Origin of the sequence: Marinobacter sp. 3-2 (assembly GCF_003751355.1) — a bacterium.
GTDB lineage: Bacteria > Pseudomonadota > Gammaproteobacteria > Pseudomonadales > Oleiphilaceae > Marinobacter > Marinobacter adhaerens.
The window spans coordinates 247,155-262,844 of the sequence record NZ_RJUQ01000013.1 but is presented as its reverse complement, the minus strand read 5'-3'; the positions used below and the strand labels follow the sequence as shown (position 1 = coordinate 262,844).

9 protein-coding genes and 1 riboswitch are annotated in these 15,690 nt (G+C 58.1%); of the genes, 6 read left to right on the top strand and 3 right to left on the bottom strand.

The window, feature by feature from the left end; translation table 11 throughout:
• Position 1 precedes the first annotated feature (1 nt).
• Together EDB94_RS08625 and msrB are read left to right on the top strand one after the other, a co-directional pair.
• Positions 2–1,501 carry an ATP-binding protein gene (locus EDB94_RS08625; protein WP_108018108.1) on the top strand — a complete coding sequence of 500 codons (1,500 nt, stop codon included), beginning with the start codon at positions 2–4 and terminating at the stop codon, positions 1,499–1,501.
• A gap of 79 nt (positions 1,502–1,580) precedes the next feature.
• Positions 1,581–2,804 (top strand): peptide-methionine (R)-S-oxide reductase MsrB, encoded by a 1,224-nt coding sequence (msrB, locus tag EDB94_RS20965; RefSeq protein ID WP_108018107.1) that lies wholly within the window; start codon positions 1,581–1,583, stop codon positions 2,802–2,804.
• Position 2,805: 1 nt separating this feature from the next.
• Here msrB and EDB94_RS08615 read toward each other — a convergent pair whose 3' ends face one another.
• Together EDB94_RS08615 and EDB94_RS08610 are read right to left on the bottom strand one after the other, a co-directional pair.
• On the bottom strand, positions 2,806–3,534 hold the full coding sequence (locus EDB94_RS08615) for a 3'-5' exonuclease (RefSeq protein WP_008177073.1): 729 nt from the start codon (positions 3,532–3,534) through the stop codon (positions 2,806–2,808).
• Positions 3,527–5,401, bottom strand: a complete 1,875-nt coding sequence (locus EDB94_RS08610) for a putative nucleotidyltransferase substrate binding domain-containing protein (RefSeq protein ID WP_014579070.1) — start codon at positions 5,399–5,401, stop codon at positions 3,527–3,529. Before EDB94_RS08610 ends, EDB94_RS08615 begins: the two co-directional genes overlap by 8 nt.
• A 122-nt stretch (positions 5,402–5,523) precedes the next feature.
• A riboswitch (cobalamin riboswitch) is annotated at positions 5,524–5,747 on the top strand.
• Between the two features lie 134 nt (positions 5,748–5,881).
• Here EDB94_RS08610 and EDB94_RS08605 point away from each other — a divergent pair.
• The 4 genes from EDB94_RS08605 to EDB94_RS08590 are packed head-to-tail and all read left to right on the top strand — an operon-like array spanning position 5,882 to position 10,360.
• A complete protein-coding gene (locus EDB94_RS08605) occupies positions 5,882–7,720 on the top strand; it encodes a TonB-dependent siderophore receptor (RefSeq protein ID WP_108018106.1) in 1,839 nt (612 codons plus the stop codon).
• A 30-nt stretch (positions 7,721–7,750) separates the two neighbouring features.
• On the top strand, positions 7,751–8,635 hold the full coding sequence (locus tag EDB94_RS08600) for a cobalamin-binding protein (protein WP_108018105.1): 885 nt from the start codon (positions 7,751–7,753) through the stop codon (positions 8,633–8,635).
• On the top strand, positions 8,622–9,596 hold the full coding sequence (locus EDB94_RS08595; protein WP_108018104.1) for an iron ABC transporter permease: 975 nt from the start codon (positions 8,622–8,624) through the stop codon (positions 9,594–9,596). Before EDB94_RS08600 ends, EDB94_RS08595 begins: the two co-directional genes overlap by 14 nt.
• The gene (locus tag EDB94_RS08590) at positions 9,596–10,360 is read left to right on the top strand and encodes an ABC transporter ATP-binding protein (protein WP_108018103.1); all 765 of its coding nucleotides are present in this window, start codon (positions 9,596–9,598) and stop codon (positions 10,358–10,360) included. Before EDB94_RS08595 ends, EDB94_RS08590 begins: the two co-directional genes overlap by 1 nt.
• An 82-nt stretch (positions 10,361–10,442) precedes the next feature.
• On the opposite strand, the gene EDB94_RS08585 is transcribed toward EDB94_RS08590, so the two are convergent.
• A complete protein-coding gene (locus EDB94_RS08585) occupies positions 10,443–15,644 on the bottom strand; it encodes a DNA repair ATPase (RefSeq protein ID WP_108018102.1) in 5,202 nt (1,733 codons plus the stop codon).
• Positions 15,645–15,690: the final 46 nt, after the last annotated feature.

Sequence of the window (15,690 nt, the reverse complement as noted above, 5' to 3'; positions counted from 1 at the left end):
GATGGCCCTGTCTGTCTTCCGTACCCTCTATGCCCGGCTGGCGATCGGTCTGTTCCTGCTGCTGCTCGTGGTGGGTGGGCTCTTTACCTTTCTGAGTCTGGCTTCGGTGAGGGAATACTCGGCTGCGGTCAACCAGCAGCTGAACCGCGACCTCGCCCGTAACCTGGTGTCTGACCGCAACCTGGTAACCGATGGCAAGCTCAACCGCGATGCCCTGAAGCAGCTCTTCGAGCTGTACATGACCATCAACCCCAGTATTGAAATCTACCTGCTGGATACCGAAGGTAATATCCTTTCCTACTCCGCCGACCCGAACAAGATCAAGCGCAACCGGGTATCCCTGGAACCGGTACGCACCCTGCTTGAAAACCCGGGCGCTTACCCGCTGCCCGGCGATGATCCGCGCAGTCATGACCGGCGGAAGGTCTTCTCGGTAACGCCGGTGCCTTCGGCTGCGGATCCAACGGGGTATCTGTACGTGGTTCTGCGCGGCGAGGAGTACGACCTGGCCGAGAGCATGGTGCACAGTAACCGGCTCCTCCAGTTGGGCGCGGGCGCGCTGGCGGTGAGCCTGTTCGTGGGCCTGCTGGCCGGGCTGGTGTTCTTCCGATTGCTGACGCGTCGGCTGTCGCGGCTGACCGAGCGGGTGGAATCCTTCGAGCGCGGCATGTCGCCGGAGCGCGCCGCCGCGGTGGCGGGCAAAGGCGATGACATTGATTACCTGGCCGCCCGGTTCGATCAGATGGCCCAGCGAATTGTTGCCCAGCTGGACCTTCTGAAACACAAGGATGCCCAGCGCCGGCAGCTGGTTGCCCAGGTCTCCCACGATCTGAGAACGCCACTGGCATCCATCCAGGGTTATATAGAAGCCTTGCGCATGAAGCAGGACACGCTCGCCGCCGAGGAGCGGGCACGTTTCCTGGATGTGGCCCTGACCGAAAGCCACCGGCTTGGTCGCCTGGTGGAGGAACTGTTTGAACTTGCCGCACTGGATGCCCGAGAGAAACAGCCGAAGACGGAACCGTTTGTGGTTGCCGAACTGCTGCATGACGTGGTGCAGAAGCACCAACCCGAGGCGGAGCGCGCGGGCGTTGCCCTGTCGATTGTTTCCGTTGCTCCGGTCCAGGTGCTGGCGGATATCGCCATGACCGAGCGGGTATTGGATAACCTGATCAGCAACGCCATCAGCCATTCGCCGAAAGACACGGAGATTACACTGGGCGTTGTCGAACAGGCCGGGGGTGCGCAAATTACCGTCGCCGACGCTGGCCACGGTATCAATGATGAGGACCTGGAGCACGTCTTCGAACCCTTTTATCAGGCCGCAGGTGCGTCCAGGACGGGCCATGCCGGCCTTGGGCTCGCGATTGCCCAGCGAATGGTGACGCTGCAGCAGGGACAACTCTCGGTGCGCAATGCCGATGGCGCCGTTTTCAGCGTCTGGCTGCCCCTGGCCCGCAACAGCTCTGTCCCGGGCGGCGAAAAATCCACAGCGTTATGAATTCGTAATACCTGGTGAACGTTTTCGTGAATCCACCGCCCTACGCTGTAGGTATGGAATCACGTGAAGGAGATATCTGATGAAACGCAAGATTATGGGTCTGTTTTCCGCAGTGGCATTTGTCTCTGCAGTTGGTCTGTTCACCACCTACGCGGTTGCCGAAAAGTCGGAGTCGCAGATGAGCAAATACGCACCGGATCAACCGGGTCTGGCCGTGGCAACCTTTGCTGGCGGTTGCTTCTGGTGTGTTGAGGCCGGCTACGAAAAGCGGGTGCCGGGCGTGGTGGAAGTGGTCTCGGGCTATTCTGGTGGGAAAGAGGCAAGCCCCTCCTACAAGCAGGTTGCCTCGGGGCAGACTGGCCATACCGAAGCGGTACAGGTCTATTACGACCCCAACGAAATGACATACGAGGGCTTGTTGCAGGCGCTCTGGCGGATGATGGACCCGACCGATAATCAGGGTCAGTTTGTGGACCGCGGCCAGCAGTATCGTCCTTCTATTTTCTACCATAACGCTGAGCAGAAGCGCCTGGCCGAGGCGGCCGTTGCAGAATTGGAGGCATCCGGAGTTTACGAGAAACCCGTGGTGATCGAAATCGTGCCGTTTGAGAAATTTTACCCGGCGGAGGAATACCACCAGGATTATTACGACAAAAACCCGGTGCGCTACAACTTCTACACCTTCAACTCTGGACGCTATCAGTTTATCGAGAAGGTGTATGGCGAAGATTACGAGCTCGATTACACCCGGTTCCAGGAGAATGCCACAGTGGACGCCAGTGACGATCTGGTGGGCGATGAAAGCGCCAGCACAGAGCCCGGCCAGATGGGCGGTGGCTTCGATCCGGCAAGCTTTGAAAAGCCGGCTCAGGATGTCCTGAAGCAGCGCCTGACGGATATGCAGTACGAGGTGACCCAGGAAGACGGCACCGAGCCGGCGTTTAACAACAAATACTGGGACAACAAGAAGTCAGGACTCTACGTGGATATTGTCTCCGGCGAGCCGCTGTTTTCTTCACGGGACAAGTACAAATCCGGTACCGGCTGGCCCAGCTTTACCCGGCCGATCACACCAGACGCGGTGGTGGAACGTGAGGACAACTCGTTCTTCATGACCCGTACGGAAATCCGCAGCAGCCACGCGGATTCCCACCTTGGCCATGTCTTCAACGATGGCCCCGCGCCAACCGGACTACGCTACTGCATGAACTCCGCGTCTATGGACTTTATCCCGCTGGAGAAGATGGAAGAGGCCGGTTATGGCAAATGGGTTGATGACGTCAGACCAGAGAGCGACGCCTGACTCACAACCACAAATCCGCCACCCGGGTGTCCCGGCTGAAATGGTGCAACACCTGGGCCTGCAGGAGTTCAGCCGTGGCAACCGCATCAATCAGGGCGTTGTGGGCGGCATAGTGAGGCAGCCCATAACGCAGCCGGCTATCAGCCAAGCGAATCGACACGGGCTTCTTCCCCAGCAGTTGTTGCCAGCGTGACGGGTTTCGGTCCGGGTGCAGGTGAGCCTCAATGGCCATGGTATCGATCAACGGAAACCGGATTCCTTCCCCCAGGCGCCATTGCAGGGCAACGTCGAAGAACGATCTCTCGATGTTGCGGTAGTGAACCACGGGGATACGCCCATTCAGGCTGGCAAACAGATCCTTCAGGATATCGTTCAAATCCGGGGCCTGGTCGATATCACTGTGGGTAATGCCGTGGATAGTAATCGAGGTCTGGTGTAGCGGGAGCTTGGGCCGCACGATCCAGTGGCGGGCTTTGCCCAGCTGGATGCCGTCGAGCGTAAACGGCACCAGACCGATACTGACAATCGAATGTTGATTGGCGTCCAACCCGGTGGTCTCGAAATCGAGCGCGACAAAGGGCACCTCGGATAAGGGCGTCTCCGGCGACACACACCCACTCTCGTAATAGGCTTTAAGAATCGGGGACTTGCTCTGCTCCGCCAGGGCCTTGAATTGCTCGGGCCATGGCAGGCGTGTAACAGAATTCTCGGCCTGCTCCTCACTAGACATTACGGGCCACCCCGGCGTGATACCGGAATTTCAGGAACTTCTGGGCACCGCTGACTACCTGGAACGCATCCTTGAGATGGCTGCGCTCAAACGGTGAAAGGTCTTCGGGCCGTACGTTGTTGTCCGGCTGCCGGTCAGCCTCGATTGCCAGGGCCTGGTGTCGGATACGAACGATGGAGATAAACTCAAGCGCATCCCTCAGGTTGCCCAGGTCGTCGTCCAGCAGGAGCTTGGTATTGCCAATGGCTTTCAGTCGTTCGAACGAGTTCTGTGCACGGGAGCCGCAGGCCAGGGCGTGCACCCGGATCAGATCCGACAGGGGCGCTGTTCCGCGACGTTTCAGGTTGAAGGTCTTCTGGTGCTTGCCATCCTCTTCCAGCACGAAGGTCCGGAAAAAGCCGATCGGCGGCGTGCGGTTCAGGGCGTTGCGCGCCAGCATTGCCAGGAACCGCTGGCTGTTGCTGGCTTTGTCCGCCACCAGTGTCTTGAGCTGTTCGGCAAAGTCGGTCTCGCCGTAGATGCCATCCAGATCAAAGAAAATATTGCTGTTTAACAGAGCCTCGGCTTTCGGATTATCAATCCAGTCGGTGAAGTAGTCCTTCCAGACGCGCAGTGGCTGCCGCCATTTCTGGTTGGTGGCCATGATGTCGCCGGTGCAGTAGGTATAGCCGCACTCCGCAAGGCCATCGCTGACGAATTTCGCCAGCGCCAGGAAGTATTCGTCGTGTTCTTCCGGCACAAAGCTGTCGTCCAGGATCATGGCGTTATCCTGGTCCGTGACCACCAGTTGCTCGTCCCGCGCCATGGAGCCGAGGGCCATGAAGCAGTAGGGCACGGGTGGGGGGCCGAGCTTCTCTTCGCCCAGTGTCAGCAGGCGCTGTGTAAAGCTGCGCCCGATACCGGCCATGGCACTGCCAATCATGTGGGAGTTGGCATCTTCGTTCACCATGCGAACAAAGCTGTCCCGCACATCCAGGCTGATCTTCTTCAGCCCTTTTACATCCTGCTGATGGTAGATATTGCTGACCAGGTATAGGCTGCTCTGACTCTCGTACTTTACGATGTCAGACAGCGCAATCACGCCGCGAACCTCATCCCGATCCATCACCGGAAGATGGTGCACATTGTTGTGCAGCATGGTGAGCATGGCCTCGAATATGAACATGTTCGAGCGGATGGTGATCAGATCCTCCGACATGATCTCGCTGATCGGAGTTTCCGAGGCCAGGGCTTCGCTAAGGGCCCGGGTGCGCAGGTCCCGGTCGGTAATGATGCCCTTGAGCAGGGGCTTTTCACCTTCCTCGTCCATCAGCAGCAGTGCGGAGACGCCGTTTTCGGTCATGATCCGCGCCGCTTCCTGCAGGCGAACGGTGTGGGGCGCTGATACCGGCTCCCGGGCAATCAACCGGGTAACCTTGGACGTCATCAGCTGGTTGGACTTTTCGCGACGGGAAACGGCGGATCGCAGGCGGCTTCGGTCTTCGATCTCAACGAAATCGGCGAAGTTGTCGTCATTTTCCCAGAGGTACTGGAACGTATCGTAAGGAATCTTGTAAAGCAGGACGTCTTCGAGGGCTTTGGCTGGGAAGCGTACCTTCCTGTTCATCAGCAGGCCAAACTGGCCGAAGACTTCGCCCTCGCTGATGCGGTTGTACAGCTCCCCGGTGCGCCGATAGATCTCGACGGCGCCACTGCGCACGTAATACAGCCAGCTGCTCGGGTCACCCAGTTCGAGGATCTGGCTCCCGGCCTTGAAGTACACAATCTCGATGTCGCCAACCACTCTGTCGAGCAGCTCCTCGGCCATCTCGTCAAACGGCGGGTATTGAGCCATGTGATTGCGGATGTCGACCAGCTCGGCCTGCATAAAACTCCCTGTTCTGGCGAAGAATAAGTGATTGTCAGTCATGGAATATAGCAGTGGCAGAGGTCTGCGGCCATGTCGACCTTTGATGGATTTCATTGACCGCTTACCCGGGTGTTGCTAGCCTTGCCACACTTTTTTCAGGTGTCCGTCGCAAAGCGCGACGGGTGAAACGGGAAATCGGTGAGCCTGGTAATGCCAGTGCAAGGCCGATGCTGCCCCCGCAACGGTAAGCAGGACAACGGCAATCTGTGCGCCACTGTGTCGCCACGACATGGGAAGGTGATTGCCCGGGAACCCAGGGTTCCGCCTGCCAGCCCGGAGACCGGCCTGGAAGAACACCCGATGTTGCGGTGGGCAACCTGGGTGGGTGATATGCCGGTTCCGCTCTCCTGACACCTGTCTACCGCCTGCCCTCATTCCCTGTTCCGCAACAAAACCCAGATTCCCGTGCGGGTGCGCGCGGAGTGCGGAGCAAGTTTCATGTTCAGAATTCAAAGCCCTGTTCTACTGGCCGGCCTTTCCCTGGCTGCCCTGCCATTGGCCGCTTCGGCCCAGTCTGCCCCAGAAACCGATGCCCTTGACCCGATCGTGGTTACCGCGACACTGGGGCCGAAGACCGTTGGAGAGAGTCTGTCTTCGGTTACCGTCATCGACAAAGAGGATATTGATCGGCAACAGCCCGCGGAATTCCGCGACCTGCTGCGCGCGCAGCCGGGGATCAACGTGGTGTCGGACGGCAGCTACGGCAAGACTACCAGCGTATTCCTGCGTGGCGCGGGGAGCTCTGGTACGGTGCTGCTTCTCGATGGTATCCGACTGCGCTCTGCCTCTGCGGGCATCCCTCCCTGGCAGTTTTTGCCTCCGGAATTGATGGAACGGGTTGAACTGGTGCGGGGCGCGAAGAGCTCCCTCTACGGTGCCGACGCGGTGGGCGGTGTCATCCAGGCGTTCACTCTGGAACCGGAGGCCGGACGCCAGGGTTGGGGCGAGCTAAAAGGAGGCTCCCATGAAACCCGCGAGGTTAACGCTGGATTGGCTGGCCGGGAGGGCCGTTCCTCGTTCCTGGCCAGTGGCGTCTATTCGGACACCGATGGCACCAATCTGAGAGATGGCGGTGAAGACAAGGGCTTTCGGAACACCGGCGGCCTGGCGAAGCTGAGCCACAGTTTTGATCAGGGCGGTGGCGCAGGGCTGACCGTGTTCCAGTCTGAAGGCAACACCGAGTTTGAAGGCGGTGACACCGATTTCCTGATCCGTGCCATGGGTCTGCATCTGGAGGCTGTTGCCAGTGACTACTGGCGCACAAGGATCCAGTTCTCGGAAGCCCGCGATGAACAGGATACCTTCGGAGCCAATCCCAGCACTTTCGACACACTGTCTCGCTCAGCGCGCTGGGAAAACACCCTGACGGCCGGTGTTCATGAGCTGGTTCTGGGTACGGAGGTCATGATTGATGAAGTGGATGGCACCAGCAACTTTACAGAAGATAGCCGGACCAACAGCGCAGTCTTTGGGCAGGGCCGTCTGAACTTTGATGCCACCGATCTGATGCTCAGTCTGCGTCTTGATGACAACGAGGCCTACGGGAAAGAGGAGACTGGCGGCGTGGCCTTTGGTCATCAGCTGGACCGCGCCCATCGTTTTCGCCTCAGCTATGCGACCTCGTTCCGGGCGCCAACCTTTAACGATCTTTACCTTACGGTGCCGTTCTACACCGGTAATCCCGACCTGGACGCAGAAGAGGGGCAGATGGTCGAGGCCGGTTTCTCCGGACGATATGACCAATGGTACTGGGATGTTGCCCTCTATCAGAACGATGTGAAGGACCTGATTACCTATGTTTCTGACCCGGCGACGTTTGAGGGCACCATGGAAAATGTCGAAACGGCCAGAATCCGTGGCGTTGAGGTTTCGTCCGGTATTGAGACGGCTGACTGGAATCTGGCGGCAGCGGTAACCTACGCGGATACCGAGAATCGTGATACCGGCGCACGTCTACCACGCCGTGCGGAAAAGAATGTGCGTTTGGATGTCGATCGTCTGTTCTCTCAGTGGTCCGTGGGCGCCAGCTTTATCGCCGAGAGTGACCGCTATAACGATGCAGCGAATACCAGCCTGCTGCCAGGCTATGGCACTGTGGACTTGAGGGCGGCCTGGAACTTCCAGCCTGGCTGGTCGGCATCGTTCAAGGTGGATAACGTATTGGACCGTCGCTATGCCACAAGCATCGGATATGACAGTACCACCTTCGCGCCTTTTGACTATCTGGCCGCAGGCCGAACCTTCATGGCCTCGGTGCGCTATGATTTCCAGCAGTAAATTCACCGATCTGAGAGGCTCACTCCGTCGATGAGGCGCCCCTGGCTCGCTGCATTGTTTGTGCTCTCTCTGCTTGTGCCCTCGCTGGCACAGGCGGAGAGGCCCTGTGTAAGCGACGCGCTGGACCAGCGTGTATGCCTAGCCGAGCCCGCGCAACGCGTTGTTTCCCTGTCGCCGGGTGCCACCGAGCTGCTGTTCTCCGCAGGGGCCGGTGACAGGGTCGTTGCCGTGAGTGCCTGGAGCGATTATCCCGCAGAATCCGCGGACTTGCCGCAGGTGGGCGACAGCAATCGCCTGGACCTGGAAGCCATTGTCTCGCTGGCGCCGGACCTGGTGGTGGCCTGGGTGGATGGCAATTCCCGCAGCCAGCTGGAACGCCTGTCAGATCTTGGCATTCACGTTTTCTGGCTTGCTCCGCGGACGTTTGACGACATTGCCGCGGCGGTATCGGATCTGGCGTTGCTGACAGGATTACCGGATCTGGGCAATGAGCGGGCCGAAGCGTTTCGCGCAGAAATGGCCGCGCTTGAAGCTCAGTATGCCGATGTCAGACCGGTTAAGGTGTTCTACCAGATATGGGAGCAGCCACTGATGACCGTGAACCGGGAAGAGCTGATCAGCAAGGCCATAAGCCTGTGCGGCGGCGTTAATGTGTTCGGCGATTTGCCACGCCTGGTGCCCCGGATCAGTCGGGAGGCGGTTCTGGAAGCCAACCCCGAGGCCATTATTACCGCCGGATCGTCAGACGACAGGCAGTGGCTGGAGGCCTGGCGTGAGTTTCCGGGCCTGGCAGCGGTAGCCGCGGACAACCTCTTCCTTGAACCACCTGACCTGCTGGCACGCCCGACGCTACGTATGGCAGACGGCGCCAGACACCTGTGCCAGACCCTGGAGCAGGCCCGTGCCAATCTCTAGCCCTTTCAAGCCCCTCCTGATTCTGCTGCTGGCGGGCTTTCTGGCGGCACTGCTCTCCGTCAGCATTGGCAGTACGTCCATCGGTTTTGGTGACACTCTGAGGGTGATCACCGGCAGTGGCACCGAGTTGCAGCAAACGCTGATTCTGGAGCTGCGCCTGCCCCGAACCCTGAGCGCGTTCGCGACCGGCGGATTGCTGGCCGTGGCCGGGGCATTGATGCAGGTCTTGTTGCGAAATCCTCTGGCCGATCCTTATGTGTTGGGGCTTTCTGGTGGCGCGGCAGTGGGAGCGTTATTGGCCATGCTGGCCGGCGCTGCCGGTTTTCTGGTATCCGGCTCCGCGTTTGCAGGTGCCATGCTGGCCACCCTGCTGGTGTTTGGTCTGGCTCACGGCAGTGGCAGCTGGACCCCATCGCGGCTGTTGCTTACCGGTGTGGTGGTCGCCGCCGGCTGGGGCGCCATCATTACCCTGATCCTCTCGATGACCCCGGCCAGCCGATTGCCGGGCATGCTGTATTGGTTGATGGGCGATCTTTCCCACGCCGCCACTCCGTGGCCGGGACTGATCATTCTTGTGCTCGTATGCCTGATGGTGTTTCCTCTGGGCCGGGCCCTGAACGTGCTGGCACGGGGCTCCCTGCAGGCGGCGGCGCTGGGCGTTTCGGTGCGGCCACTGGAATGGTCGATCTACCTGATGGCCAGCCTGCTGACCGCAGCCGCCGTCACCATGGCCGGTTCGGTTGGTTTCGTTGGCCTGGTGGTACCGCACATGTTGCGGCTGGTGCTGGGCAACGACCAGCGCCTGATTCTGCCGGCCTGCGCACTGGCGGGCGGTACGCTGCTGGTGCTGGCGGATACCCTGGCGCGGGTGGTGATTGCGCCGGAGCAGTTGCCGGTTGGGGTGATCACCGCGCTGATCGGCGTCCCGACCTTCCTGTACCTGCTGTATAGGAGTCGATGATGACACGCCTGGCAACTGAAGCGCTGATTATCGACATTCCGGGCCGCAGCTCAGGCGTTCCCCTGAATCTGGCCATCGAACCGGGACAGGTATGGGGCGTGCTGGGCCCTAACGGTGTGGGTAAAACCACCTTGCTCCATACCCTCGCAGGATTGCGGGAGCCCAGAAGCGGAAAGCTGCTGCTTGATGGAACGCCGTTGGACGCCATCCGCCGCAAGACCGTATCGCAACGCATGGGCCTGGTATTTCAGGACCGGCAGGATGGATTCCCGGCAACGGCACTGGAAACCGCCCTGATCGGCCGCCACCCCTGGTTATCGCCTTGGCAGATGGAGAGTGGTGATGACCTCGCGATTGCGGAAAGGGCTCTTATAGAGCTGGACGTGATCCACCTGAAAGATCGTCTGGTGAACACCCTCTCCGGCGGTGAACGCCAGCGGGTAGCCATTGCCACCCTCATGACCCAAAGCCCTGAAATCTGGCTCCTGGACGAACCCACCAATCACCTGGATTTACAGCACCAGACTGCCGTTATGAAGCTGCTGCGCCAGCAGGCAGCGTGCGACCGGGGCGTGTTCATGTGCCTCCACGACCTCAACCTGGCTGCGCGATGGTGCGACCAGATCCTCCTTCTGTACCCCGACGGCCAGGCCTGCTGGGGAGCGGCCCGCGACATGCTGGTGACTTCTGCGCTCGAAAGCCTGTTTGGGCAGCGTTTGCTATCAGCCGAACTGGATGGTTTTCCGGTGTTTGTGCCGGGGTAACCACGCAGCAGACCCGGCTGTACTGTGCGCTCAATCTGACCATCAAGGGATGTCGGCTCTTGGGACACCTTGCCTTGATGGTTTATTCGGAGTTCTCAGCTCTGATTCGTAAATCTTGCTCCAGAGCTGCAAGCTGCTCGTTGAGCTTTTCCAGCATCCGGTAGGATTTCAGTTCGAGAGAGGTTTTACTTCTGAGGACCTTCACCAGTGGTGTGATGGATTGGCCGTAAACTTCAGCCAACGACAACAAAGCCTCACGCATTCCGTCAGGCCCCTGGAACGTAATTTCCGGGGCAACATTGATCGAGCCAAAAGCAGTCTGAAGCCTTTCGACAATGGGCTCCCAGTTAGTTTGAGGGATTTCACGGGTCGCCGCTGTCGAGACAGAATCGCTTAATGATTTGATGTGATCACTAATGCCCACCAGTTGCCTGACCATCTTTTCGCCAGGGTCACCATCACCTCCAGCCTGCACCTTGGCGCGATAACTGGCTTTGATGGTTTCCCACCGGGCTTGGTCTGCTTCGGACATTGCGCCTCGAAGTTCTTTTAGCTTGAGCAGGTTTTCTTCGGCGCCTTGGGTGAGCAGCTGCGCTTCGCCTTGATAGTGGTCATCAATCAGTTGCTCGAGCTCCACCTCCGACATCACCGGCGTGACTTTCTCGGCAAGCTTGTTCATGTTCCGATAACTGCCCTGCAGCTTGAAAGGCGGCTCGGTTCGGTAGGCATCGTGCTGACCGCTGGACGAAATGTAGGTCTCGTTAACGGCGAGAATGACATCGCGAACACGCAGCAGACGCTTGAGAACAGCCACGATCTCTTCGCGCTCTGCCGCGCTGTAATCGTGGTCAAAGTCAGCACTGTTAACTTCTTTCCCAGCCGCAAGGTCAGCAAAACGATAAAAGTCGTCCATGCTTCTGGAAGCCAGTGGAGCCGTCACCGCATTTGAGCTCATGCTGTTCTCCAGATAGGAGAGCGCAAAGACATCTTCCATGCCGCTTAGCTGATCACCGAGATTTCGAACATCGGCACGGTTAGCCAGCATGTCCGGAATCTGAAATACCTCGCCAGATTCGGTGTAGGGGTTACCGCCCATACAGATGGCGAACCGTTTACCGCGCATGTCATAGGTTTTGGTCTTGCCATTCCAGATACCCTCGACGCGACGAGTACCGTCACACAGCGAGATAAACTTCTGTAAGAATTCGGGATGCGTGTGCTGAATATCATCCAGATACAGCATGACGTTGTTGCCCATCTCGAACGCGAGGTTGAGCTTGATCAGCTCGGTTTTGGCGGTTGAGTTGGGTGCACGCTCCGGGTCCAGAGAGGTCACGTTATGCCCCAGCGATGGACAGTTGATCTTCATGAAGATCAATCCGAGCCGGCTGGCCACATACTCCATCAGGGTGGTCTTACCGTACCCGGGCGGAGAAATCATGATCAGCAGGCCCATCAGGTCTGTGCGGCGGTCGTCGCCGACGGTACCCATCTGCTTTGCGAGGTTGTCCCCCACCAGCGGCAGGTAAACCTGTGATATGAGCTTATTGCGGACGAACGAGGTAAGCGGCTTGGCAGTAAATTCCTCAACGCGCAAGCGGTCCTGCTGTTCTTCCAGCATCTGATGCCGAATCTTCTGAAGCGATTCCCAGCGCGGCAAGCGATCATTTATATGCCTGCGTAAGCGTGTTTCGAATTCATCCAACGCCAGCGCGAGGCTCTGCTCGCTGAGGCGTTCGTGACGACCAAGCAGCCCGTCAATCTGGAACGTCAGGTTGGCATTGCGCGGCGAGAACTCGCCCACGGAAAAGCCATTCTCGGCGATGAGCATCATTGCCGCTTCTGGACAGAAGTGTTCGCTAAGGGCTTCACCGTCCTGTCGTGCAAAAGCTCGCAACCAGGCCAGCAATGTTTGCCAGAGTCGATTGGCATCGGTTTTCGCTTCGGCAATGACCTGATCCAGCACCTGTTGCTGCTTTTGCTTCGTCACATAACTCTTGAAGCGCTTCTCGAGGTCCTTGCCGACGGTGGACACTTCAAAGACTTTCGGATCGTGCGCCAGCGCAAGACACAGGTAATCCGCAGCCTGCTCGGTGACCCAGCCCTCAAAATCGAGATCTTGCTGTTCGATAAATGTTGCCATTTCAGCGCAAACAGACTGCTGCAGGCGAGACATGAGATCACTGGATCGCATCAGATTCTGCAGCACGCCCGCGCTGGCACTCTCTGCCTGTACCCGTTGGCGGTAACTAAGGCTCTGAAAGCACCAGAACACCAGAGCGGCGCCCCGAACCAGCGGCGCAAATCTCAATAGACCTGCTTCGGCCTTGGCGGGGCCGAGCTTTTCCAGGATCCTGACCGCGTCATGGTCATGAATACCTTTTTCGTATCCATCACGATAACGGGGGCTGGCGAACTGTTTGACGGCTTGTTCCAGCCCTTCCGAATCATTCCAGTCCACGCTGTCGTGTTGACCCGCGTCCACGGCCTCCATAAATCGGTATGCCAGATACTCGGCTTTATAGACATCGGGTGCTTCAGCCGGAGTGTGCAGCCCCCAGCAGTCATCGAGATTCTCTAAGCGTTCATCTTTCACAGTTTCGTAGAACTGGGTACCAGAAATGTGCAGGCGAAGGCCATCCTCTGCAGGCACCAGGATAAGTGCAGGCTCCTGTCGGTTGACAGAAAACCGGTGTCTGGGCCCCAGTTTGATAATGGCACCGCCATCCTCGTAAATATCCGCTCGATCGCGCACCGCGCGCTGGGCGTTGTCCTGTGCGGCTTTGAGCTGCGACTCCAGATCATCAGCTTCCAGGGGCGAGTCAAGCTCTCGTAAGCGACCTGTAAGTTCCCTGACCTTGGCAACCATGGCATCGCTGGCGAAAAAAGTATGGACCTCGGCGACTTCGTTGAACTGATCCGACCGCTTGGTCAGATTATTCAGAATTCGCTGGCCGGCCTCTTTCAAAGACGCGGCCTTGCGCTGACGCTCCTGCGACAGTTGCTGCCGGCGGGCTTCAATCGTTTCCTGGGTGGTTTCCCGCTGCTCGATCAGGGCGTTGAGAAATTCATCATATTCACCAAATTGGCTCTCGATTTCCTGCAGTTGGTTGAGCATTCGAGCTAGCAGCCCGTCACAGTCATCCGGCGTGGCTACGGTGTGAACGCCGTTGGCCAGGCTCTGTTCATAAAGCCGTAACTTGGACGCAAACTGAACTTTCGCCTCGGCGCGGCCACAATCATTGAGCTTGATTTCCGCTCGCGACCTGTCCTGATTGATCCGTGAGTACAGCGAAGACAAATTATCCGCAATAACGGCCTGTTGTTCAGTATCGTCGGATGCCAGGGAAGACAGAAGTTCCTGAACGAAATCGAGGCCATCAGTAATCTCATGGTATTCCTCCACGAGATTCTGCAATTCCTTGCGATCTTCAGATGCTTCCACCTGATCGCGCAGGCCGTCCACCTGCTCTGTGTACTTTGTCAGGGCTTCGGGCTTGGCAAGAAACGTTAGCGTGCGGTCGGCCAGCTTGTCGACAGCTTCGGCAGCTTTGTTGTCCAGGGTTTCAAGGAGGGCCCGATCAATATACCGACGCTCTGACAACGAACGCACCAGGCCTCGTTGGTCCTGCAATTTCTTGAGGTGAGTAACAAATTGATGGGGCTCGCGCCAGGACTCCGGTCGAGTCTCCTGAATCAATATTGTCAGGGTTTTGTCCGCCTCGTTGAGCGCTCGATTCGACTGGGCACGAACGGCTTCAACTTTTTCATATTCGTCCACCACCAGCTCGGCGGTGGAGCGTACTTCGTGCAGTGCCGTATTGATGGGCGCGAAGTGTTGCTCATGTAACCAGAAACGCTGATCGAGTAATTTGTCCACTCGTTTGATCAGCGTATCGAAATGCCGCAAACCCGCATCTTCAAGATCGGCGAGTTTGACCACCTCATACAGGTCAGCAATTCCGCTCACCAGCTCTGGGTTGCCAATACGTCCCAGCTCTGAGTCGTCCGACGTGGTTTTATCCGCATAAAATGCCTGGGATTCGAAAGGCGTTTTCCACAGTTGGACCGGGTGGACCTGCGAGGGCTTACCGTCTGCTGTAAAGACAGCCAGCTCCCCGCCATCAAACAAAGCATAGCCGTGCCCGGTTATCGGCGGAGCCGTGTTGCGGGTGATCAGATTATAGCGAACCAAGGCAACCGCCCCGGATTCAGGCGCGTAGAAGATGATAAGCACATCTTCCCCGTTGGGGGCTTCAACCATGCGTTTGAAGCGCAGTCCGGCAGGTACGTCGACGGTTTTCAGGTCATCGCTGTAAAGGTAAATGCCGCCAGGAAAAACCAGACCATGGTTTTCGGGGAGTGTGCGTACTGATCCGGCGAGGGCATCCTGCCGGTGCAGGACTTTCTCGGCGGGGTTAAACACATAGTAGCGTGTCAGATTCTCGCCGTAGGGTTTTATCCGGATCAGGAAAATACTGCCCCGGCGGGCGTATTCAAACACGCCATCGCTTAGCGACTGACTCGCCACCTCCACGGGATCTTCAAAGATCCCCTCACCAGTGCTGGTGTTGTTCTCGATTTTGAAGGTGATCGCACCGCCGGTATTGTCCACGAACAGCTGGTCTTCAATCGAATAGTGTGGGGAAACGCCCTGCACCATGTGCTCACGGTTCAACTGCGTCCACTCAAAGTCGAAGCGGGCCGGAAGCCGGAAATCGTCCGCGCCTCGATCATCGATGTAGCTCCGCACGGAGCCATCGTTGTTGAGCGACCAGCGGAAAACCTTAAGGTGGTCGCCGCGATCGCCCACCTGGAAGACCATGAGTAGCCGACCATCCATGGTGACCAGCTGGATCAGACGGGCTTCTTTGTGAAATCGGAACAGGGACGAGAAATCCGTCTGGAATTTATCGTTTTCCAGAAACGACCCGGTTACCGCTGAGAGAGTGATCTCCCAGCTACCGGCATTCTCTTCCAGCCGGTACAGGCTGAAAACTTCAGATAATTCGACGGTCTGCTTCAGACCATGCTCAACGTTGAACCCAAAAAGCAGAAACTCACCTAGCCGGACCACATCCCTTGCAATGCAGTTGTGAGGGGTTCGAGCACGCACCCTACCCAGCACATCCATGTTGGACGCACCAAACTTGGCTTCACGTTCCTCATTCAGCGACCGTACGGTGGAACGCAGAGCACTAGAGTGATCGGTTAGCCGTTTTTTGAGCGTGGCGAACGTGCCACCTTCACGGATGATGGCTTCGGTGGAGAGAGTTTCTGCCATGGGCTGACGTTCCTTGATCCTTGCATCTGATATAGGGGCAGGGGCC

Bases quoted from the DNA above. Each gene is read 5' to 3' on its own strand.
- EDB94_RS08590 (WP_108018103.1), top strand. From the start codon at position 9,596: ATGACACGCCTGGCAACTGAAGCGCTGATTATCGACATTCCGGGCCGC.
- EDB94_RS08585 (WP_108018102.1), bottom strand. From the start codon at position 15,644: ATGGCAGAAACTCTCTCCACCGAAGCCATCATCCGTGAAGGTGGCACG.
- EDB94_RS08610 (WP_014579070.1), bottom strand. From the start codon at position 5,401: ATGCAGGCCGAGCTGGTCGACATCCGCAATCACATGGCTCAATACCCG.
- EDB94_RS08605 (WP_108018106.1), top strand. From the start codon at position 5,882: ATGTTCAGAATTCAAAGCCCTGTTCTACTGGCCGGCCTTTCCCTGGCT.
- EDB94_RS08600 (WP_108018105.1), top strand. From the start codon at position 7,751: ATGAGGCGCCCCTGGCTCGCTGCATTGTTTGTGCTCTCTCTGCTTGTG.
- EDB94_RS08615 (WP_008177073.1), bottom strand. From the start codon at position 3,534: ATGTCTAGTGAGGAGCAGGCCGAGAATTCTGTTACACGCCTGCCATGG.
- msrB (WP_108018107.1), top strand. From the start codon at position 1,581: ATGAAACGCAAGATTATGGGTCTGTTTTCCGCAGTGGCATTTGTCTCT.
- EDB94_RS08625 (WP_108018108.1), top strand. From the start codon at position 2: ATGGCCCTGTCTGTCTTCCGTACCCTCTATGCCCGGCTGGCGATCGGT.